A 21,475-nucleotide genomic window follows, 5' to 3' on the forward strand; every position below is an offset into this window, starting at 1 on the left:
ATCCTCCATATCTTTATACTTTCCTCTTTTATCTTAAAATTATTATTGCAATTTATTTATAATCCATGAAACTGTTTTTTCGACTGAATCAGGTGATTCATATGTTCCCAAACGTAAAAGATATTTATCTACTTCCCTTTCGTATCTCTTTTGATTAAATGAATTGATCGCGTTATAAAACTCATTTTGGTTTTGTGAAAGAGGAAATGGTAATGAGCGAATGTCCCAATAAAATCCTCGGTTTTGTATATAACTTTCTAAATCAGGGGCGTAAAGAAAGGTTGGTTTTTTCATTAAAGCTATATCACCCATACAAGATGAGTAATCTGTTATTAACACATCCGCTGCGCACAATAACTCTTGCATATCGGGATAATCTGTCGCCATTATCACAGAATTACCTTCAATAGCTTCAGACATAGTATGATGTGCTCTAAACAAAAATTTAAACTTTTTCTTGAATTTTTGATTCAAGCACTCAACACATTTTTCTACATCAAATTGCATCTTAGACGGTAAAAATCTTGAACTTCTAAAATCTCCACGAAAAGTCGGAGCATAAAGTACAATGCCACAATTATTATTCTGTTCTATTCCAAAATATTTGTATACTTTGTTAATTATTTCTTTATGTGGACCCAAAAGTATTGCATTTCTTGGCATTCCATAGTCAAGTACATTCCCTTTATATCCAAACGAATTGTTAAACACTTCTTCTGTCATAAATGCAGAACTAGACAAAAAAGCCGAATACTTTCTATTTTGCATTTTATAAAAAAATTTATTATAAAATACTGGTACCTTTTCAGAAAACCCGACGGTTTTAAGTGGACTCCCACCATGCCATGTATTTAACAGTATCTGCTTATCTCTTATTGGCAAATAAGTTGGCACATGATTATTAGTTACAATGATTTTTGCTGTCACAAACTCTTTAATAAATTGAACACCCTTTCGCTGAACAAGATGATATATTTCTTCTAAATATTCAAATTTTTCAGGTTCTAAAAAGGCCCATACTATTTCTTTTTTTGGTAATCTTTTATGCAAATACTGGCTTATATATTTGGGGTTATCTGAATATTGCTTACCATCAAAACTAAAAAAAAGAATTCTATTTTTATTAATTGGCAGTATCCAAAAAATTTTCAAAGTATTCATTATTACAATGCTTGCAATATATTTCAAATATGCTTTTAACCTATTAGAAATAGTAAATTTATTTTTAACTTTCATTGTAAAACTCCATAAAAAACAATCAATAGTGTTGCATATGTCAAAGATACTAAACCGCATATTAGTTTTTCAATCCCACTTGCCCTACACCAATAATCTGAAAAGAAGATAAGGGAAAACGGTATTAATGAGTAATAATGCCTAAAAATATTAATAGAAGTAATGATAGAAAAAATATATAGCATTAAACAGCACCAATACACTAATTTATCAGGTTTTTTCTTAAAAACATACAATGCTGCACCAACTGAAATAGGGCACATTATAATATTAAAATTTGCTACTATTGAATACCAAGAAGTCACCTCACCAAACATTTCAATTGGCATAATCATGGAGAAAATATAAGTAAAGGGTAATTTGTATATATCTCTTATTCCATTTATTGTTAAATAAGCAATTGTAGTTTTGTCTAAAGTATTTTCATGTCTAATAATATAATATTCAAATTTGTAAATTATAATATCACTATACTGTATTAACAAAATACAAATAGTTATAATTCCAAAAAATCCAATAGCTAGTAACTTTTTTTTATATTTTTTAATGTCAGTTAACTTTTTTACAAATGCAATTACAAAGCATACTAAGAAAAGAAGTATACTAAATCCGCTTCTTGTTAGCATTAGCATAAGAGAGAATATTAAAACAGCAAATATATCTTTCTTTTTTATTACATTTGACATTCGATATTTTTCTGCTATATATAGTAAATAGAATGTTATAAACATAACAAGTTGATCTTTATATGAAAAGCAAGAAAATATAACCGGATACGGCAGGAGTGCCAATAAATATGATGCTTTTGTCGCTGTTCTGTCTCCATAGATTAAATCCGTAAATCTGAACACATAAACAATAGTAAAGGATGCTAGTAAAATATTTAATATCCTTATACTCCATACTGTTTTAGTTAAATACGTTAAGATACACACTATCCAGTACCACAATGGAGTGCTTTCAAACGGGTTAGATAATTTATTCCCTACCCAGTCACCCACTGAGGCAAATGCCGACATAAATGCACTAACATCTATCAGAGAAGTAGCATTCTGAGCATAATACTCAGCACCTTTTTCATATCTATAGTCGTCATAATATGTTGATGAGCCGACAAATCCTTCGCTCATATTATTAGCGAAAAAGGCAATAAATAGCAACACAATCACTCTGATGCATATTGCAATCATTACAATTCCTTTTATTTTGCTACTTTTTTTATTTTCATTCTGACAGGCTTCACTCATTATCACAAATCTTCTCCAATAATTCTTTCCACCCTTTGTAAAAGGGTTTACTGATATTAATTTTTTTTTGCGGGCTATAGATTGGCTTTTCTTCTATTTCCATTTTCATACATTTAGCTAGCTGCTCTGGATCATTCTGTCTAAAAAACATCACTTTTTCATATTCACCAAGAGTTTCATGTGCATATGGCAAATCCACAAGTAAAATATCTTTTTGTGTTAATTTAAACTCACTAATAGGCAATCCCCACGTTTCAAGTTTTGATGGAAATATGAGACAATCAGCAATATCATACATTTCAAAAATTTTTTCTCTTTTTTGTATCCCTATCCACCTAATCTGCTTTAATTCTGAATACTTTTTTCTTATTTCCCGAGAATATTGATTTTCACTGCCATCAATTGTTAACCAAATTTCGAAATTATCTTTCTTTAAATATTTGCAAGCTTCACAAATTACTTCAAAATTTTTAAAAAATCTCGGAAATGCTGGATAAATAAATATTTTTTTCTCTTTTTTATCTTGTATTTTTTCAATAACAAAATCATCTTTTATATCTGGTCTAGCAACAATTATATTATCGATAGAATACATCTTTTTAAACTCTTCACGCATCCAATCTTGCTGCACAATTACTGCAGATGCACTGCTAATATTTATACGATAAAGATATTTATAAAAATATGAAAATGCCACATTTTTAAAACTATATCTTACTTTTGAAAAATCTTTTTCCATAAATGGACTGGGATTATGACAATAAGTATATAATTTTTTAACCTTTACATTGGGGGTGATATCATGCAGTGATATCCAAATATCAATGTCATGATTATTAGAATATTTTTTAAAAAAGAAATACTCGTAATATAATCTATATGCATAATTTTTTCTAGACTTTGGTAGCTCGATAAAATTTATTATATCTTTATATTTTTTGAAAAGAGATTTCTTATGGACAAATGCAATAATATGGTACCTTTTGTAAATGCCTAATCCTTTAATCGCTTCTAAGCAATCATAATAAATTGCTAGTGGACCTCCTTCATATAAATTTATACCGCTAAGTACCATTTTCCTCATTTTTATTAATTTCCTCTCTCAATAAATACTTCCTATATTTTTAGTTGTTTTAAATATTTATTAAAACTTCTTTATCAATTTTGCGGGTACTCCTCCTACAATACTATAGCTTTCTATATCATCAGTAACTACCGCATTAGCACCAATCACAACGCCGTCACCTATTGTTACCCCTGAAAGAATACAGACATTTTCACCGATCCATACATTTTTACCAATTTTTACAGGTTTTGTTTCAAGTAACCTATCATTAGGTGGAGTCTCTAAGTCTAATTTTTGATTATAAAACCCATGAGTAGTATCACTGATAAAAACTTTTGAAGCCATTAAACAGTTATCTCCAATTACAACATTCTGATGTGCTACAATATGACTATAATCACCTATTAAGCAATTTTTACCAATCCGCAATGTAATTGTTTTGCCTGTTAAATCAATACGACATCCGTGCCCTGTGGTAAACCCTTCACCATATATCATCCCCTTTTTTCCCCTTATATAAAGTGGCCTCCTAATAAGTCTTGCCTTTGGATAAAATATCTTTGTTAATAAAAATGCTATTGTAGTAGAAATAAACTCTGAAATTAAATATTTATTTTTTATCATTGTATTTCTCCAAATATTGTATTAATCCAATTAGATAAACTATATTTTTTGTAAATGCTCTCGTTTATTTCATGATATTCTGTTTCTAAAAATACACTAGGAATTTCAAAACTTTCAAGATCAAAAACATAAATATTATTTTTATCAAAAAAATCATATTTAACAATATTTTTATTTGTCGTAATCAATTTTTTTCTTGCTCCAATAGTCTCAATCGTCCGTATCGTCAATCCGTTCTGATTCTCATTACAAATATCAAACACTGCCTTGGTTTGCGACATAATTCTTATAATTTCATTTTCTGTTAATGGCTTAAAGTGAAACTCTCTTATTTTGGCCTTTTTAAAAACTTCGACAAAAATCTTATTATAAATATAAAGCAGTGGCGTCGCTAAATATAAGTAGGAAAACAGTCTGATTTTATTGTCTTGACAATATTTTTTCAAATCATTTAAAAGTGGATATCGTATAGGATGAGCTGTACAAATACTCATCAAATCGTAGATATTCTTCTCTTTATCCTCATTTATTTTTCTGTATTTATCTGTATAGAATAAAGGTAAAAATTTTACATGATATTTTTCACAATCTTTTGGATCAAAAGAAAAAACGCGTTCAAAGTAAGAAAGTACATCTTTATTATGTTTATAATTTTCGATAGAATCCCACAAATAAAGTATAAAACGTGCTTCTCCATGGTTATTTTTCAATTTTTCTATGTGTTCTTTTTCAAAAGCTACATTATTAATGATAAAAACATCTTTATATTTTCTGTTTTTTGTATCGTTAATAATTTTATCCATATAATGATCAATTGACTTTTTCATTAGGTTCTTTTTTAATTTGATTAAGCCAATTGAAATAGCATTTTTGCTAGGACGATCGTCATAAAAATCTACTATATATCCTTGTTTTTCGAGTTCTTTTTTAATTTCAATATGATAATTATAAAAAATCGGAGCTATTAGTAAAATTCTATTACTTTCCATACTTTAAAGTTTTCCTTTTTGTCTATTTTCCATAATACTTTTTATTTTTCTGTTATCACCCCAAACCGCTTTAGAATCGTAAGCTCTATCGGGAAATGCGCCATATTTTAATCGTATTTTGTAATTATTCTCCTGAATAAAACGTTCAACCCGGTCAGCTAATTTTTCTGGATATCCTGAACAAATATTAACAACACCGTTAATCTCGTCTTGTTCTACTGTTGCCGCTACTTGTTTACAGAAGTCATCATAATTTAAAAAATCCCATTGATTCTGACCCGTTGTAAAAGGAAACTCTTCTTGACCTTCTTTTTCTGCTATGTTAATCTTTGAAAAAATTGAGTTTCCATAACCGGTATTTCCGACGATGTAGTATCCTCGTAACCACTGAAATGTTGTGCCTTTTTCTTTTGCTAAAAGTTCAACACTTTTTCTCAAGGCATCTTTTCCAATACCATATAAGCTTAACGGATTAGTTGGTGTATTCTCATCAATGCATCCTTCATAAAATCCTATCTCATGCATGGAACCTAAACATGTTACTTGTTTTATCCCTGATTCTACAAGCTTCTTGATAAAACTGTAATGGTTTGGCATTTCTTCGATGTGACTAATTGCATTATGTATAAAACCATTTCGCCATGCTAAATGCAATAAAACATCTGGTTTTTCAAAATACTCATATGGATTTTCAACTTTAAAAATATCTGTTTTTTTAATTATTGCTCTTTGATCAATATTGTCAACTTGATAATCAGTCGCAACAATAATTTGATTTTCATTTAACAGTTGGTTGACAATTCCCATCCCTAAATAGCCATTAGCACCTGTTACTAAAATTTTCATATTTTCCACCTATAATTTCTATTGAGTTATTTTTTCTGTATTTTTATAAATTTAGTTACTACGACTCAAAAGATAAAAATACTTTTTTCATTTCACATCCCCTGCCGTCACAGCTCCATCCTCAATCCCCTCGGTACTCCCTTTCATAAACATGGTCTTAAAGGTAAGAAAGAGGATCTTAAAATCTAAAAAGATGCTGTTATCGGCAATATACATCAGATCCAGTTTCAGTTTATCTTTTGGCGTTGTATTATACTTTCCAAAGATCTGCGCGTATCCGGTTAATCCTGCTTTCACCTGAAGCCTTAGGGAAAATTCGGGCATGGTCTTACAATACTTTTCGGCGATTTCGGGCCGTTCGGGCCTGGGGCCTACTAAGGTCATATCACCTTTGAAAATGTTAAAGAGCTGTGGCAGCTCATCGAGCCGTGTGGCTCTTATAAACTTACCGACGGGCGTGATGCGGTCGTCGTTTTTGCTGGACAGCCGTGCCACGCCGTCTTTTTCGGCGTCTTCGACCATGCTTCTAAACTTATAGACATTAAATGACTTGCCGTTTTGGGTCAGGCGTTTCTGTTTGTACAGGATGCTGCCATGGTCATTCACTTTGATGGCAATAATGGTAAAAAGCATAAAAGGTGAAAAGACGATGATCATCACGGTGGATACGATCAGATCGATGAGTCTTTTGGCAAAGCGATGGGTCACGGCCTGGCTTGCGTTATCGCAGAGCAGCAGTGGGGTGTCAAAGAGGTGGATTCTGTTGGCGCCGCTGATCAGGATATCGGATACTTCGGGCGTCAGATAAACGCGGATTTTTTCCTGAACACAGAATTTCAAGAGAATATTCCGTGTGGCGGTTGGTAGATCGCACAGCAGAACGGCCTGGTATGCTTTGATTTTTTCTTTGATGTCTTGGATATCGGATTGGATGTTGATGATCTCTGCCACATGGTATTTTTCGGGATAGGCTTTCATTTTGGTCAGCAGCATTTTGGCGGCTTCATCTTTATAGACGACCAGCATGTCGCACCTTGGGTTGACTTTAAAAAAGATTCGGTTGGATGCGTAGGCCCATAAAGCTGCGCAAAGAATCTGTATCGCAAAAAGTAACAGTATCCAAAGGATATTGGTCAAATGTCTGGTTAAAAGACAGATTATGATGTAGGCCAGGGTATTCGTCAGAAACAGTGTGATGCCATGGGTATAGATCAGCTCGGTTATGCTGTAGTATCCGACACGAAAGGCGCTGTATATCCGGCATAAAAAGAGATAGAGTATGCCATATAGTAAGATAATGGCCCAGTTGCCCAGATTATAATAGCTGATATAAAGCTTGTCGGTATAGAATTCAAACCACAGGTAGCCGAAGGCTGCGGTGATCAGACTTACCAACAGGATTTTTAAAAGGATAATGATAATCTGGCAGTGTTCTTTCTTTTTCATGTTTTTTCCCTTGTGTTTATTCTTTGGTAACAGCCTGAGCAGAGCTGCCCGCTTCCTTCGATGTAGCCTTGTCTTGCAGCAATGGGTGTATCGATTGGGATATGGGTCTTTTTTCCGCAGAGAATGCAAACCTCAAAAATGGTTTCATGGGCTGTTTTGTTCTCAGTCTTCTTTTTCATGTCTGCTCTGTTTAAACTTCCAGGCGGTCTCAATGATCTTTTCAACTTCTGGATATCTGGGTTCCCAGCCAAGCTCTTGTTTTGCTTTTTCACTGCTGGCAATGGAGATGGCGATATCACCCGGGCGCCGCTTTGTTATAATGGCGGGCACGGGATGGCCGGTGACTTTTCTGGCGGCTTCGATCATTTCCATGACGGTGAAGCCCTGGCCGTTTCCAAGGTTATAGATGGCACTTTCATTTTTAAAAAGCTTGTTTAAGCCTAAGATATGGGCGTCGACCAGATCGACCACGTGAATAAAATCTCTTACGCCGGTGCCGTCTTTGGTGGCATAGTCATCACCAAAGACTTGGATACTTTCCCGTTCGCCTGCGGCGACTTCTAATATAATCGGGATCAATGCGGTATTATGCTTAACGGCCTGGCCGATGGGGTATTTTTCATGAGCGCCGGAAACGTTGAAGTAACGAAACACACAGTAATTCAGTCCATAGGCTTTATGGCAGTCTTCTAGAATCTGCTCCACAAAGGCTTTGGTTCGCCCATAGGGGCTGATGGGTGCTACCGGAATGTCCTCGGTGACAGGCACGGCTTCGGTATTGCCATAGACGGCGGCGGTAGATGAAAAGATGATGTTTTTTACGTTGTTCTTTAACATGGACTCCAGTAATGCAATGGTGCCGTAAACGTTGTTGTTATAATATTTAAGCGGATTGGTTTCGCTCTCTGCCACGACGATGTCGGCAGCAAACTGCATGACGGCGTCGATTTTTTCTAATTGAAAAACAGCGTCCATAAGCTTGTGATTTCTTATATCACCTTTTACAAACCGGGCTCTTTCATCAATGGCCCAGCGATGACCTGTGGATAGATTGTCAACTACGACCACTTCATATCCCTGGTCTAAAAGCTGGACGACGGCATGGCTGCCGATATAGCCAGCTCCGCCAGTGACTAATATTTTCATAAATGGTTCCTCTTTTCGGAACGCTGGTGGCAGCGTTCCCTACATTACATTCAATATTTAAAACTCGTAGCACACATCATCATGGATTAGGGTGTTCCTTTTAAATGATGCTTTGTTTTTTACTGTCATCGCATTGCGGTTATCTTCTTATATATTAAGGAAGAAAACAACCACAATGCGACGCGAAGTAAAAGCAGGCGGTGCTATGCCTGTAACTATCGCCCTATAGACAACAGTCACACCTGTGCATTTCTCCACAGGATTTAAAATATTAAATTTATAATCTATTTTTTATTCTTTTTTTATCAGGCAGCGCCCGCATAAAACCGCTCATAAAACCCTTTCCCCAGATTCCTCGCACTGTTCAGCGCTGTGCTCCCCCGGTGGCCTTCTTTACAGACGAAGTTCTTGCCGCCGTAGAAGTTGGCGCTGGGGTTCTGGTACTCGGTGTTGTGCTTGGCAATGGGGGCGCCGCAGTGGCAGCACCGGGTGCTGGCGTAGTAGGGCTTGCTGGTCATGGCGACCAGGCCTTTCTGCCAGGCTTTGTACTGGACGTAGCGGGCGATGCGCCTTCCGATAAAGTCATAGGGGGTTTTGCCCAGGTAGGGCTTTTTCGCCTGATCGAAGCTTTCTTTGAGCTCGGGCAGGACGATGAGTTTTGCGCCTTGTTTGAGGGCGTAATCGACAATTTCACGTGATACCTCGTGAGCATAGTGGTCGGTGACGCGGGTGATCTTTTGATAATATTTTTCATTTTCTCTACCGACATAACCTCCAGTCTCTTTCAATGGAGAATTGAGAATGGACAATGGAGAATTCTGGAGCAAAATGCCTTTGGCCTTTTGATTGGATTTTCCGCGTTTGGTATACCCTAAAAGCAGCTTCCTACGGTGGGCCAGTGCTTTTCCGCCCTTGATGAAATATGGGGCGGTGGCGCGACCGTCTGCTTGTATGGTGGTACAAACGGCTAAGGTGTCGGAACCGGTTAAGGCCACGGCGACAAACTTTTCGTTTTGTTTTACGCGCTCTTTGGCGGTCCGGCTGTCTTCCACGATCTCTTTAACGGGGATGTGGAGCATGACTTTTTTCTTTTTGATGACAATGGCTGGGCTCATAAGCTCGGCATTTTCTGGAAAGGGTCTGCCCGTAGTCCGGTGCTTGACCCAGGCCCAGGCTTTGCCGGTGTAGAGCTTGAGCATGATGCTTTTTTCGTCAAAGTCTTTGTACATGCCTTTGTAGTAGAGCATGGACATGTGGAGACGGCGCGGCCTGGAGGGCCGGCCTTTTTTCAATGGAGAATGTTGGAACAAATCGGCTTTGCCGATTTGATTCAATCCAGAATCGCTTTGCGATTCTGTTCCTGAATTCTCAACTCTCAATTCTTCATTCTCCATTTGTTTTTCTTGACCCGCTTCCCAGTCCCTGAGCTTGCTTGTGTAACTCCGGTACATGCTGATGGCGGCATTGATGGCCGCGCGCCGGAAATACAATGGGATTTTCTCAAAGGGCAAGGGTGTTTCGGGCAAAGTGCCGTCCCGCTGTTTTATGGTCTGCAGTTCTAAATGGCGCAGTAAATTTTGGTTGGTGAGGCTGAGGGCTTCGGGCTGTTTCTCGAGAAGCTGGTAATAGAATGCCAGGACGTCGTCAAAGAGGGCCTGGGTTTGCTTAAACCAGTCTAAATGCTTGTAATTCAGCTGTATTTTGTACGTCGTGATGGCGTATCCCGCACTCATTTTGGGGCCTCCATTTGTTCGCAGACTATTCAAAGTCTGCGAACGACACATCTAAAAGCTAATGAGTACCATGTTTTTCTCTTTTGCTGACCATGTTTTTGACCAAAGAAGAATTTAAAATTTGAAAATAAAAACATAAAAGAAATCGCTTAAAATCAGGATTTTTGAGGTTTATTTTGACCATGTTTTGACCATGTTGGCTCTTTTATAAATAAGAAAAGAAAATTTGACGAAAAATACTTTTATTGTTAAAATATAGATATAAATTGACTTTAAAGAAAAATATTTAATTTTTTCAAAAAAGTGGATGCTTTTTTCATTACCTAATGTTATAATAGGTATCGCAGTTAAATTATAAAAAAGTGAAATTAAAAAAAGACTCGCAGACTTTGAATAGTCTGCGAGTCTTTTTATTTTATAACGAACACATTTCAACCACTTCCAAAGTATTTAGGATAATGTATCTTTTAAAACTTTCATCAATATTTTTTAAACTAAAAAACCCCTCCGCACACCGGATAATCCCGGTGTGCGGAAAGGTTTGGATTCTAATTTAATTTAACACATAAGCGTCCAGATTCCGGCGTCCAAAGCTGATGGCTTCGGCGTAGCTGTCGAAGAAGATATCAATGACATTGCCTTTTACGGCGCCGCCGCTGTCTTCTACGGTAAATACGGTATCAAAATACGGAATATAGATTCTGGTGCCGATGGGATAATTGGTCAGATCGGCTGCGATGGTATGGCCGGATGTGGGCCATGCGCCGGAGGCTGTGGCATTACCGGTGGCCACATAGGCGGTACAGTTGGCGGTAAAATGGGTTGCATTACTCAGATCAATCCCATTACTTTCTTCCGCGGGCTGCTCGGGCTCAGGCCCGGGTGCCGGGGTGGGCTCTGGCGCTGGCGCCGGGGTAGGTTCCGGGGTTGGCGCTGGCTGTTCTGCGGGAGTTTCCGGCTGTGTCGCTTCTGGGGTAGGTTCTGGCGTCGGCTCTGGTGTGGGGGTTGGCGCCGGTTCAGCGGCTTTTGTTCCAACTTCGACTACCTCGGTCACGGGTTCCTTGATGGTTTCCTTCGCCACGACATCACGGGTAATTTCCTTGCCGTTTTCGTAGGTGACATTTTCAGTGATCCGGGCCGTGCCATTGACACCGGCGGTTTTCACGTTGGTTTTTCCCTGTTCCAGCTCTGGATTTTCAACCTTCTGACTGGTAAAGGCAATGGCCTCCTCATGGGTTTCCTGTTTTACTTCGGTGGTTACCTTGCTGCCGACCTCAATGACTTCGGTCACTGGTTCAAGCACGACCTGGGTCGCCACGGTTTCCTGGCTGACCAGTATACCGTCTTCGTATACGAGCTTATCGGTAATCTTTTTACTGCCGTTTACGCCGGCGGTTATGATGTTCTGCTTTCCTTCTTCAAGCTCTGGGTTTACTGTTTGCTTAACCTCAAAAGGAATGGCCTCCATGCGGCTTTCTTCTTTTTCCTCACGGCGCACGATTTTAATTTCTTTAACCTCTGTGGTCAGGGCGGTATCGGCCGACGGGACCACAATGTCGCTTGCGCCCAGGGTGATGTTCTGATCCTTTAACAGGTCGCCAACGGTATCGGCAGTGGAATCATAGGTATGTCCATTGCCATCTACGTTTAAGGTGCCCTTGGCGTTCTTTTTGATGCTGACATTGTCGACGTCCTTCACCTTGGTATCAAGGGGAACGCTGACGGTATAATCGGTGGAATCCACCGGATAGCCCTTCTGCTTGAGTACTTCACCGATCTGGGACTGGCGCTGACTGGCCAGGGTTTCGGTCTGGACGCTGCCGTTTCCGGTATTTTCGTCCAGTGATACTTCAATGCTCTTAGTCATGGTAAAAGCACAGGCGATGCCCATGGCAACGGTCAATACGATCAGAAAAATCATACCGACGAGCTTTTTCCAATGACTGCTCATAAATTCACTCATAGATAATTGCTTCCTTTCATTTTTTTGTGTTCTTCAATTTGAAAAACGGTTGAAAGTATAATAGGAAAAATAATAATTTCACTATAAATTTTAACAAAATTCAACTAAAGTGTCAATAAATCTTAATATTGTAACAATTTCAAAAAATTCCTCGTCTTTGTAAAGAATATACCTGAAAAGCCCGTGAAATAACAGAAACCACCAAATTTGGTGGTTTCTGTAACGTTACGTTATGATTGGTTGTGTTTTTTGACCTTTTTAATGCGGAAGTTTTCCTCACGGTCCTTTTCTTCGATGCTTTCCTCAATGTATTTAATTTGATCCTTAAGCTTTGGTATCTGAATTTTATCCAGAGCGTTGGCACTTTTCTGTGTTTTTTTGATCTCGAGGGACAGCTTGAAGGCTGTACTCTCGATTTCTGCCAGCTTATAGGACAGGTGCTTTACCTCATTAAACTTCTCGATGGCCACATCCAGGGCCGGATTATTTTCATGGAAGCCATAGGGCAGGCTGAAGTTTTTGTTCTTGTTCTCGTTGTCCACAATCTCTGGAATATCGACGCCCATAACGCTTCGGGTACGCACGTCGAAGTCTTCCTCCTGCGGGATGGACAAAGCGTATTCCTCAACGTGGTTGAGGCCCATGCTGATGGTTACCTGCTGGAGTGCTATGTAAGCTTCCTTAAAAATTTCGGTAATCTTCTGTTCGATCTCCTCGGACTGCTTGACCAGCTTCATGATTTCCTGGATCAGAACGGTCCGCTTTTTATCGAGCAGGTTATACCCTTTGGTTGAAAAGGCCAGGCTTGACTTCGACTTGATTAAATTTGCCTTAGTCGGCGTGATTTTAATGGCCATAAGTGATCACCTACGCATTCTTCTTTGGCAGATATTTTTCGATCAGTTTTGGACTCAGACGGTCAAGTTCGGTGACTGGCAGGATGGTTAACAGCTTCCAGCCAAGATCCAGGCTTTCATAGATGGTCCGGTTTTCATCAAAATCCTGACTCAGGAATTCATCTTCAAAGGCACGGCCAAATTCCATGTACAGCTTATCGGTTTCGGATAGGTCGTCCTCACCCATGATCTGGGAGAGGTCACGGACTTCCTGCACTCTGGAATAAGCGGCAAACAGCTGATTGGCCAGGTCCTGATGGTCTTCACGGGTGTAGCCTTCCCCGATACCGTCCTTCATCAGACGGGAGAGGGATGGCAGGACGTCGATCGGCGGATAGATGCTCCGCTGGAACAGGTCACGTCCCAGTACAATCTGGCCCTCGGTTATATAACCGGTTAAGTCAGGGATGGGATGGGTGATATCATCATTCGGCATGGTCAGGATGGGCAGGAAGGTAATGGAACCCCTGCTGCTCTTTAACATGCCGGCGCGTTCGTACAGCGCGGCCAGGTCGGAGTACATGTAGCCCGGGTAGCCCTTACGGCTTGGTACTTCTTCACGGGCCGACGAAATTTCACGCAGGCCCTCGCAGTAAGCGGTAATATCGCTCATGACGACCAGAATATGCATATCCTTCTGGAAGGCCAGGTACTCGGCAACGGTCAGAGCGCACCGCGGCGCGGTGTTTCTTTCGGCTACCGGGTCATCGGCGTAGTTGACAAACATGACAACCCGGTCCATGACGTTGGCTTCCTCAAAGGTTTTGCGGAAGAACTTTTCATCGTCGTGCTTAACGCCGATGGCGGCAAACACGATGGCGAACTGTTCGTCCACATCGTCGCTCAGCTTGGCCTGGCGCACGATCTGCGCGGCCAGCTCATTGTGGGACAGGCCGTTTCCGGAGAAGATCGGCAGCTTCTGGCCACGGATCAGGGTCATCAGCACGTCGATGGCGGAAATACCGGTCTGAATAAAGTTACGCGGGTATTCACGGCTCATGGGGTTGATGGGCGCACCATTGATATTGGATTCAACGGTACTGAAGATATCCGCACCGTTATCAATGGGTTCTCCAATCCCGTTGAACACGCGGCCCATGAGGTCCATGGACATTGGGATTTTAAAGGCCTCGCCGGTAAAGCGGGTGACGCTGTTTTCGGCGGCCAGGCCGGCGGTGGACTGGAACACCTGGACGGTGATGGTCGTGCCGTCAATTTTGATGACCTTCCCTTTTTTCACCTCGCCGGTGGCCTGGTCCTGAATGTTTACCACCTCACCGTAGAAAACATCCTCAACGTCTGTGATCAAAATAAGAGGCCCGTTAATGTTGTCTATTTTTAGATATTCTCTTTGCATACTGTGCCTCCTTAATCCTGATATCTGCGCATGAGATCGTCGTAGTATTCATCAATATCCTGTCTCAGGACATCAATCCCACTGAAATCATCATTCGGAATATTGTATTTCATCTTGATGACGTCATCAAAGATTTTTTCATTGTAAAGCACCGAGGTTGGTATCCCCTGCTTCAGGCCTGCCAGGCCTTTTTCATAGAGATAATCCATAACCTTTAACATACGGTACTGTTTTTCAAGCGGTACATAGGTGTCGGTATCGTCAAAGGTGTTCTGCTGTAGGAAGCCGACCCGGATGAGCTTGGCGATGTTTAACACCCAGCGCTGGTCGTCCGGCAGTGCGTCTTCACCGATGAGCATGACCATTTCCTGGAGCTTGTTTTCCTGGAAAAGCAGATCCAGCATTTTGTTACGCAGCTGGATACTGTCCTCGGCCACGTTGTCTTCATACCAGTCGGTCAGCAGCTTCACATAACCGGAGTAGCTTTCCATCCAGTTGATGGCCGGATAGTGACGGGCATAGGCCAGGTTCTTATCCAGCGCCAGGAAGGTGTTGACATAACGCTTGGTATTTTCGGTAACGGGCTCTGAGAAGTCCCCGCCGGCCGGTGATACGGCCCCGACAATACTGATGGAGCCCTCTTCCCCGCACAAGGTGTCCACAGAGCCTGCACGTTCGTAGAACTCTGCGATACGGGAGGACAGGTAGGCCGGATAGCCTTCTTCCGCCGGCATTTCTTCCAGACGTCCGGAGATTTCACGCAGGGCTTCTGCCCAGCGGGAGGTGGAGTCAGCCATCATGGCCACGTCATAGCCCATATCTCTGAAATATTCGGCCATGGTGATACCGGTATAGATACTGGCTTCACGGGCCGCAACGGGCATGTTGGAGGTATTGGCGATCATAACCGTACGCTCCATGATGGACTCGCCGGATTTCGGGTCGATGAGGCCTGGGAAATCTTCGATAACCTCGGTCATTTCATTCCCACGCTCGCCACAGCCAATGTAGATGATAATATCCGCATCGGACCATTTTGCCAGCTGATGCTGGGTGGTGGTTTTACCGGTTCCGAAGCCCCCCGGGATGGCTGCTGTGCCGCCCTTGGCAATGGGGAAGAAAAAGTCAATGATACGCTGGCCGGTGACCAGTGGTTTTTCCGGCTCTCTTCTGAACCTGGCAGGACGCGGTGTTCTTACCGGCCATTCCTGGTACATTTTGAGCGCATGCCGTCTTTTTCGGTCATCCTCAACCACGACTAACGCCGTTTCGATATTATAGCTGCCGTCTTCTCTGGCTTCCACCACGGTTCCCTTTACGTTCGGCGGCACCATGAGGCGGTGCTCGATCATCAGGGTTTCCTGAACGGTCCCAAAGACCTGTCCGGGTTTAACGGTATCGCCAACACTCAGCCGGGCTTTATAATCCCACAGTTTTTCTTCGTCAATGGACATCAGGCCGATCCCTTCCGGGATAAACACCGGTGAGATCTCCTGTATTTTTTCCAGGGGCCTTTGGATACCATCGAACATATTTTTAAGCATCCCCGGTCCAAGCTTTACGCTTAAAGGCATGCCGGTTGACAGGATTTCCTCGCCGGGCATCAGGCCTTCGGTTTCTTCATATACCTGAATAGTTCCAATGTCGCCGTCCAGGACAATGACTTCGCCGATCAGCTTTTTTCTGCCGACCATGACCATTTCACGCATTTGGAAGGCGGTCATGTTGGTCCCTGTTACAACGGGTCCGTTGATGCCTGAAATAACGCCTTTTACTTCATTCTTTACTTCATTACTCAATTAACCCACCTGCTTTTCCATTACTTCGTTCAAGCGCATACCGATGAGCTTGTAATTGGTGCGTACAAGGTTCTCGACGGTAAAATCGCAGTTAATACGGTTGTCTGTGTCTCTGACTACAATGCCTCCAATGGTGCCTGCAGGTAACGCATCAAATGTGATGGTGTAATCGGGCAGAACCCTCGAGGCGTTTTGTTTGACAAACGCACTGTCCGGGTCATTTACAAAAATAATAATATCTTTGCGGTCTCTCAAAATGTTCGGAACCTTTTCCAGACATTTTACAAGGTAACCGCGATAGATTTCTGTGCCGACATAATTTCTGGCTTCATCCAGCACCGCCTGTTTAAAATCCTCCAAAATACGGCTTTTTTCTTCTAAAAGCTCTGTTTTTGCAGTGTTTTTACCCTGAGCGATAATTTTATTCTTATCACGGAAAATAACGTGGTAACCGCGTTCTTCGATACTGCGTTTTTCTTCCTTGATTTTTTCACCAGAAGCCTTCACCATTTCCAGCTTTTTATCCTTTGCTGTATTGATGGTCTGCTTGCCCCATTCGCGTTGTTTCCTTAGGAGATATTGTGTAAAGACACCAAGTTTTTCTTCAACTGATATCATGTGTTCACTTCCTTACAATCCTACGGATTCTTTAATATATTGGGTGATGATTCCCTGTTCTCTCTGATAACCATAGCGGTCAGGTATGACCGTGATCAAAGGGAAGAGAACCTTTTTTTTGGTATCCAGTACGAGATCTTCGATCATTAAATAAGCCTTTTCGGTTAGAAAGATAATGCCGATTTCCTTATTCTTCAGAGCTTCTTTAAACGTACTTTCAATGGTTTCCTGATCTCTGACGTAGGCGCCTTCGATTCCAGCTAATTTCATGCCTAAATAGGAATCACGATTTTCGCTGATCACAAAAGATTTCATTTTGTCATATCCTTAAAGGCTTAGAGACTACCGATGATCATGATCGAGATAATTAATCCGTAAATGGCAACCCCTTCAGCCAGGCCTACGTAGATCAGAGTTTTACCAAGAATCTTTTCATTTTCGGATACAGCGCCAAGAGCGGCAGAACCAACGACACCAACAGCGTAACCTGCACCCACACAGGCTAAACCAGTCGATAATGCGGCGCCAATGTAACCCAGGCCCGCGTCAGACATGCCGGCAGGATTGGTAGCGGCAGCAACAGCAGATGGAGCAAACATAATTAAAGCAGCAGCCATCGTCGGGATAAATCCGGCTAAATTAAATCTTAAAAACTTTTTCAGACGGCTCTGTTCAGAGGTGCAGTCCTTATAAATAAAATAAACACCACCGGCAATGGTTGCCAGAACTAAAAGACCAGCTAAAATTGTAATAATTGTTAAAATACTCATTTTAAACTCCTTTTTCTTCGTGTATCCCATCAGGGATAGATATTTATCATGTTATTTTGATTAAAGTGTGTTTCTGATTTCACTGCTCAGAGGAACAAATTCCTCCCCGTCGCCTGTGTAATATTTACTGAACAGTTCATAGAACTGTAATCTCAGGCACTGGATAAAGTCGATCAGACCTTCCAGCACAATGATTAAAACATTACCGATGATCAGAACAATCACACCGCCAAAACCGCCGCCCACCATGGTGGCCAGGGTTTCAAATGCCATAAACAGTCCAACGTGAGTCAGCGCAAAGGCCCCGACTCTGATAAACGACAGGGTGTTGCTGAGCATGGCCAGCAGCATTTCAAAAAGCTCAAAGCCGCTTTCCACATAATAATCCCCTGCAGATGTATCGTACAATTTTCTTTTTCTGATGGTATTGGCAATAGGCTCACGCAGAAGCACCAAGATGACCAAAGCGACTGCAAGAACTGCCAAAAACGGTGTAAAGGCACTGCCGCCCGGGATAATCCCCGTAGCGCAGAGCGCGCACAACAAGATGCTGATGTAAAGGACAAAGCCGGCAATACCATTTTTGCCGAAGAGTCCTTCTTTAATGTCCCCCGCTCGCAGCTTGTTGATAATGCTGTACAGATAAGCAACAAACAGCATCACCACACCGAGCACAACTGCCGTCAAAAGCACCGTATTGATGTTTTCAAAGGGTCTGACCCAAAGTGTCGGCAGAATCGACTCATTACCAAATATACTTCCGTATATGAAGCCAAAAATAATGGAACTGCATGCCATTCGTGCAATAACATGCCCCAATTCTACTCCCCGTTTGCCAAAGATATAGCCGGCCAGTAATAGGACAAGACCTTGGCCTACATCCCCAAACATATATCCAAAGCAAAATAAATATGTGATACTGAGAAATGGGGTGGGATCTAACTCGTTATATGCTGGCACCCCGTACATTTTTACCAGTGTCTCAAAGGGCCTGAAAACCCAGTTGTTTTTCATTTTTGTCGGCGGTTTGTTAGCGGCATCGGGATCGGTGAACATGACAATCATATTGTCATACTGCGCAGCGATCTTTTCCAGGGCCGCTCTGTCTTTTTTGGAGACCCATCCGGAAAAATAGAAGTTTTCCTCACTGAAAGCCATGTACTTTTTAATGATATTCAAGTTTGCGTAAAGTGTGAGCACATTGAAAACTTCTTCTGCTTCCACTTTATTTTCATTACGGTGCTTTTCAAGCAGCGTTTCATTTTCAGAAATTATTTTTTCCAGTTTTACTTTTTCAAGGCCCAGATCTGCCAAAATGTCGCCTGGTGCTTTTATATAAGCATCGTCGTAACCTTCAACCAGTTTAAAGTTCAGCGCTTTTAAAATACGGTTGGTTTCCACCTCAAAATCCTTAGGTGAAATAATCATAAAAACTTCTTCATTCTGGCTGGTGTCCCCGACGTGGAACACAATGGAAGTAACCGTGTTGTAAATACTCTTTAACCGGGCCGCGTTGTCTTTAGAGACAGAGCCGATGGTATAGGTAAAGTATTCCATGTTATTTAAGTCTTCCATTTTCACATCAATATTTTTGATGTATTCGTAGGCTTCGATACTCGTGTTAACTCTTTTTAGTTCTTCCCGCGCTTTTCCAAGATTTTCAAATTCCGTATCCAGATAGTTTTGGAAACGATCGGCTTTTTCAAGGATTTCACCAAGGTCATATTCCTTTTTGGACAGGGCTTTTGTATCCAGGGTCAGCTTATTGTCGTAAAGCTCATTTAATTTTTGCACTTTCTGTACAAAAATCTTCTCATCCACCATGTTTTCACCAGGAACGAGCTGGGCAAATCCCAGCAGCTCACCGATGTTTTCTTCGCAGACTGGCAAAGTAAAACGCCCGGTATCAATTTCGTTCATGGCATCAACAATCTGGATATCATTGAAAAGAAAAATGTCTTTAGCGAAACGGTCGACGTAGTTTATTTTGCCTACAACGTTCATCATCATAACATTTTCTATAGCCATATAATACTTCCTTTCACATCTTACTCAAAAGATCTGATTAAAAATTTTTCTGTTTCTAACGCAGACATACGGTAACGCTTGCTTTCGATGATGGAGGTAATGTCCTCAATCTCGTATTCAATGAGCCGTATGAATGCAACGACCTTTCCCAGGCCAGCTTCTGTGCCGTTAAACAGCTTCAGATAGGCATAGTACATAAATCGTTCACGTCTTCTTTCCATATACAGGTCCAGTGTTTTCGAATGATTAAACAGAAAAGCATATTCACTGTAGGATTTCATCACCTCGTGGAGTGTATCGATGTTTTTGATCTCACTCATATGCTGAATATCTTTCTCTTTAATCTTAAGACCGCCGCGCAGCGCATAGGCCAGCAGCTCCTCACGGGAAAGGTGGTAGAACTTCTTGCCACGATAAAACCAAACCAGGTTTAAAAGATCAATGCCCTCACGCGTTGTCTTGATAAGGTCCTTGTTCCTTTTCTGATCCAGCTTGTTCAGGCTGTTTTTCAGCTTATCATAGTAATAACGTTCGAGCCCCTTTTCGATGGGAAAGAGGTCATCCTCCACGGTTACCTGCCGGTAGATTTCGAGAAGACGGTAATAATCGGTGCCGACCAGGGCTTTTTTAAAGCTGTCCCAATCTTTTGTTTTTACCAATTTGTCAAAGGGTATGTTGGTGTACTTTTCTGAATAGACCAGAAACCCGGCGAGCTCTTCAAGATTCGCGCCGCGGGCAATCCCGCGGATCAAAACGCGGAGGCTTTCAATATCCGAACGGATCAGCAGCGTTTTTACAAACGTCTTTTCTTCTCCCTGCAGATAGTGCATCAGCTTCTCAATTTCGTAAATCTTCATCCGGGTGAGGGGCACTTCCAGTTCCAGGCGGTGAAGATGGTCCGTATGAACCTCCTCCAGAAATGGCCCGTAATAGGTATTGTCCTTCAGGTAATAAAAAAGGTCATTCAGCGAAGGAGCTTTAATCAGCGCCTCGTAATCCTGAGTTCCAAGCATCTTTGACTTCATTGCCAATAATTTCGTGTTCACACACGCATGATTACTATTCGCCATTAATCTTCACTACTTTTCTTTAAATTTTTCAAGAATCAGATCGACTGAAACAGTTCGTCCAAAACTCTTTTTGCACTTTCTTGTTTTGCACTTTCGTACTGCTCTCGCAATGCTTTAATCGAGCTCGACATTTCTTTTATGGCGTTATCCTTCTCTTCTTCAGCTTTTTTGATTTCAACGTCATAGTTTTGTTTGCTTTCCTCTTTTGCAGCGGTGATAACATTCGTTTCTTCTTCTTTTAACTCGTCTTTGGTATCGGCTACGATTTTTTCCGCGCGGGCTGTGGCGCTGGCTTTGATTTTCTTGGCCCGGTTGTCCAGATCGATAATCTGATGAAGCACTTCATTTATCATCCTAATAACGACCTCCTTCTTCAAAAATTAATTCTAGTCTGAACCCATTATAGCACTTTATGTATACAAAGCAATAACTATTTTTGTTTTTGAAATGGTTTTAACTGCAATTTTTAGACAAAAGCTCAAAATTGTAGTATCTTTTGATGCTAATCGGTAATAATAGCGTGGCTTTTTATAAATAATGGATTCCCAGAATGAAATTATATTCACTCTGTTGATATTTTATACCCTTCAGCCCCAAAAATCCACGAAAAATTAAAATTATCTTCCTATTAAATATATATA

The 21,475-nt window shown here is 41.0% G+C and carries 20 protein-coding genes; all 20 read right to left on the reverse strand.

Going from position 1 to position 21,475, the window contains the following annotated elements; translation table 11 throughout:
- Positions 1–42: 42 nt before the first annotated feature.
- Positions 43–1,236, reverse strand: a complete 1,194-nt coding sequence (locus CPZ25_RS04340; protein WP_167495160.1) for a CDP-glycerol glycerophosphotransferase family protein — start codon at positions 1,234–1,236, stop codon at positions 43–45.
- Entirely contained in the window at positions 1,233–2,489 is a 1,257-nt protein-coding gene (locus CPZ25_RS04345) for a hypothetical protein (RefSeq protein WP_133067082.1), read from the reverse strand. The genes CPZ25_RS04340 and CPZ25_RS04345 overlap by 4 nt, the downstream gene beginning before the upstream one ends.
- Positions 2,476–3,567: a glycosyltransferase gene (locus tag CPZ25_RS04350; protein WP_096919737.1), complete on the reverse strand. Its 1,092-nt coding sequence runs from the start codon at positions 3,565–3,567 to the stop codon at positions 2,476–2,478. The genes CPZ25_RS04345 and CPZ25_RS04350 overlap by 14 nt, the downstream gene beginning before the upstream one ends.
- Positions 3,568–3,627: 60 nt before the next feature.
- The gene (locus CPZ25_RS04355; protein WP_096919736.1) at positions 3,628–4,173 is read right to left on the reverse strand and encodes a DapH/DapD/GlmU-related protein; all 546 of its coding nucleotides are present in this window, start codon (positions 4,171–4,173) and stop codon (positions 3,628–3,630) included.
- Complete coding sequence (locus CPZ25_RS04360) at positions 4,170–5,162, reverse strand: WaaS/CpsH family glycosyltransferase (RefSeq protein WP_096919735.1); 993 nt, start codon at positions 5,160–5,162, stop codon at positions 4,170–4,172. Before CPZ25_RS04360 ends, CPZ25_RS04355 begins: the two co-directional genes overlap by 4 nt.
- A 3-nt stretch (positions 5,163–5,165) precedes the next feature.
- Positions 5,166–6,008 (reverse strand): NAD-dependent epimerase/dehydratase family protein, encoded by an 843-nt coding sequence (locus tag CPZ25_RS04365; RefSeq protein WP_096919734.1) that lies wholly within the window; start codon positions 6,006–6,008, stop codon positions 5,166–5,168.
- An 87-nt stretch (positions 6,009–6,095) separates the two neighbouring features.
- Positions 6,096–7,454, reverse strand: a complete 1,359-nt coding sequence (locus CPZ25_RS04370; RefSeq protein ID WP_096919733.1) for a sugar transferase — start codon at positions 7,452–7,454, stop codon at positions 6,096–6,098.
- Positions 7,451–7,633 carry a hypothetical protein gene (locus tag CPZ25_RS04375; protein ID WP_096919732.1) on the reverse strand — a complete coding sequence of 61 codons (183 nt, stop codon included), beginning with the start codon at positions 7,631–7,633 and terminating at the stop codon, positions 7,451–7,453. Before CPZ25_RS04375 ends, CPZ25_RS04370 begins: the two co-directional genes overlap by 4 nt.
- Positions 7,617–8,600: a UDP-glucose 4-epimerase GalE gene (galE, locus tag CPZ25_RS04380; RefSeq protein WP_096919731.1), complete on the reverse strand. Its 984-nt coding sequence runs from the start codon at positions 8,598–8,600 to the stop codon at positions 7,617–7,619. The genes CPZ25_RS04375 and galE overlap by 17 nt, the downstream gene beginning before the upstream one ends.
- A 305-nt stretch (positions 8,601–8,905) precedes the next feature.
- On the reverse strand, positions 8,906–10,333 hold the full coding sequence (locus tag CPZ25_RS04385; RefSeq protein ID WP_096919730.1) for a zinc ribbon domain-containing protein: 1,428 nt from the start codon (positions 10,331–10,333) through the stop codon (positions 8,906–8,908).
- Between the two features lie 553 nt (positions 10,334–10,886).
- Positions 10,887–12,296 (reverse strand): 3D domain-containing protein, encoded by a 1,410-nt coding sequence (locus CPZ25_RS04390; protein WP_096920581.1) that lies wholly within the window; start codon positions 12,294–12,296, stop codon positions 10,887–10,889.
- A 230-nt stretch (positions 12,297–12,526) separates the two neighbouring features.
- Entirely contained in the window at positions 12,527–13,153 is a 627-nt protein-coding gene (locus tag CPZ25_RS04395; RefSeq protein WP_096920580.1) for a V-type ATP synthase subunit D, read from the reverse strand.
- 10 nt (positions 13,154–13,163) lie between these two features.
- Positions 13,164–14,549, reverse strand: a complete 1,386-nt coding sequence (locus tag CPZ25_RS04400; RefSeq protein ID WP_096920579.1) for a V-type ATP synthase subunit B — start codon at positions 14,547–14,549, stop codon at positions 13,164–13,166.
- Between the two features lie 11 nt (positions 14,550–14,560).
- The gene (locus tag CPZ25_RS04405; protein WP_096920578.1) at positions 14,561–16,348 is read right to left on the reverse strand and encodes a V-type ATP synthase subunit A; all 1,788 of its coding nucleotides are present in this window, start codon (positions 16,346–16,348) and stop codon (positions 14,561–14,563) included.
- Positions 16,349–16,966 (reverse strand): V-type ATP synthase subunit E, encoded by a 618-nt coding sequence (locus CPZ25_RS04410; protein WP_243129341.1) that lies wholly within the window; start codon positions 16,964–16,966, stop codon positions 16,349–16,351.
- A 12-nt stretch (positions 16,967–16,978) separates the two neighbouring features.
- Positions 16,979–17,281, reverse strand: coding sequence for a V-type ATP synthase subunit F (locus tag CPZ25_RS04415; RefSeq protein ID WP_013380723.1), 303 nt, complete (start codon positions 17,279–17,281; stop codon positions 16,979–16,981).
- Positions 17,282–17,301: 20 nt separating this feature from the next.
- On the reverse strand, positions 17,302–17,736 hold the full coding sequence (locus CPZ25_RS04420) for an ATP synthase subunit C (protein WP_013380724.1): 435 nt from the start codon (positions 17,734–17,736) through the stop codon (positions 17,302–17,304).
- A gap of 60 nt (positions 17,737–17,796) precedes the next feature.
- Entirely contained in the window at positions 17,797–19,764 is a 1,968-nt protein-coding gene (locus tag CPZ25_RS04425; RefSeq protein ID WP_096920577.1) for a V-type ATP synthase subunit I, read from the reverse strand.
- A 20-nt stretch (positions 19,765–19,784) separates the two neighbouring features.
- On the reverse strand, positions 19,785–20,834 hold the full coding sequence (locus tag CPZ25_RS04430) for a V-type ATPase subunit (protein ID WP_096920576.1): 1,050 nt from the start codon (positions 20,832–20,834) through the stop codon (positions 19,785–19,787).
- 35 nt (positions 20,835–20,869) lie between these two features.
- Positions 20,870–21,187, reverse strand: coding sequence for a hypothetical protein (locus CPZ25_RS04435; RefSeq protein ID WP_096920575.1), 318 nt, complete (start codon positions 21,185–21,187; stop codon positions 20,870–20,872).
- Between the last annotated feature and the right edge of the window lie 288 nt (positions 21,188–21,475).

It is taken from the genome of Eubacterium maltosivorans (assembly GCF_002441855.2).
GTDB lineage: Bacteria > Bacillota > Clostridia > Eubacteriales > Eubacteriaceae > Eubacterium > Eubacterium maltosivorans.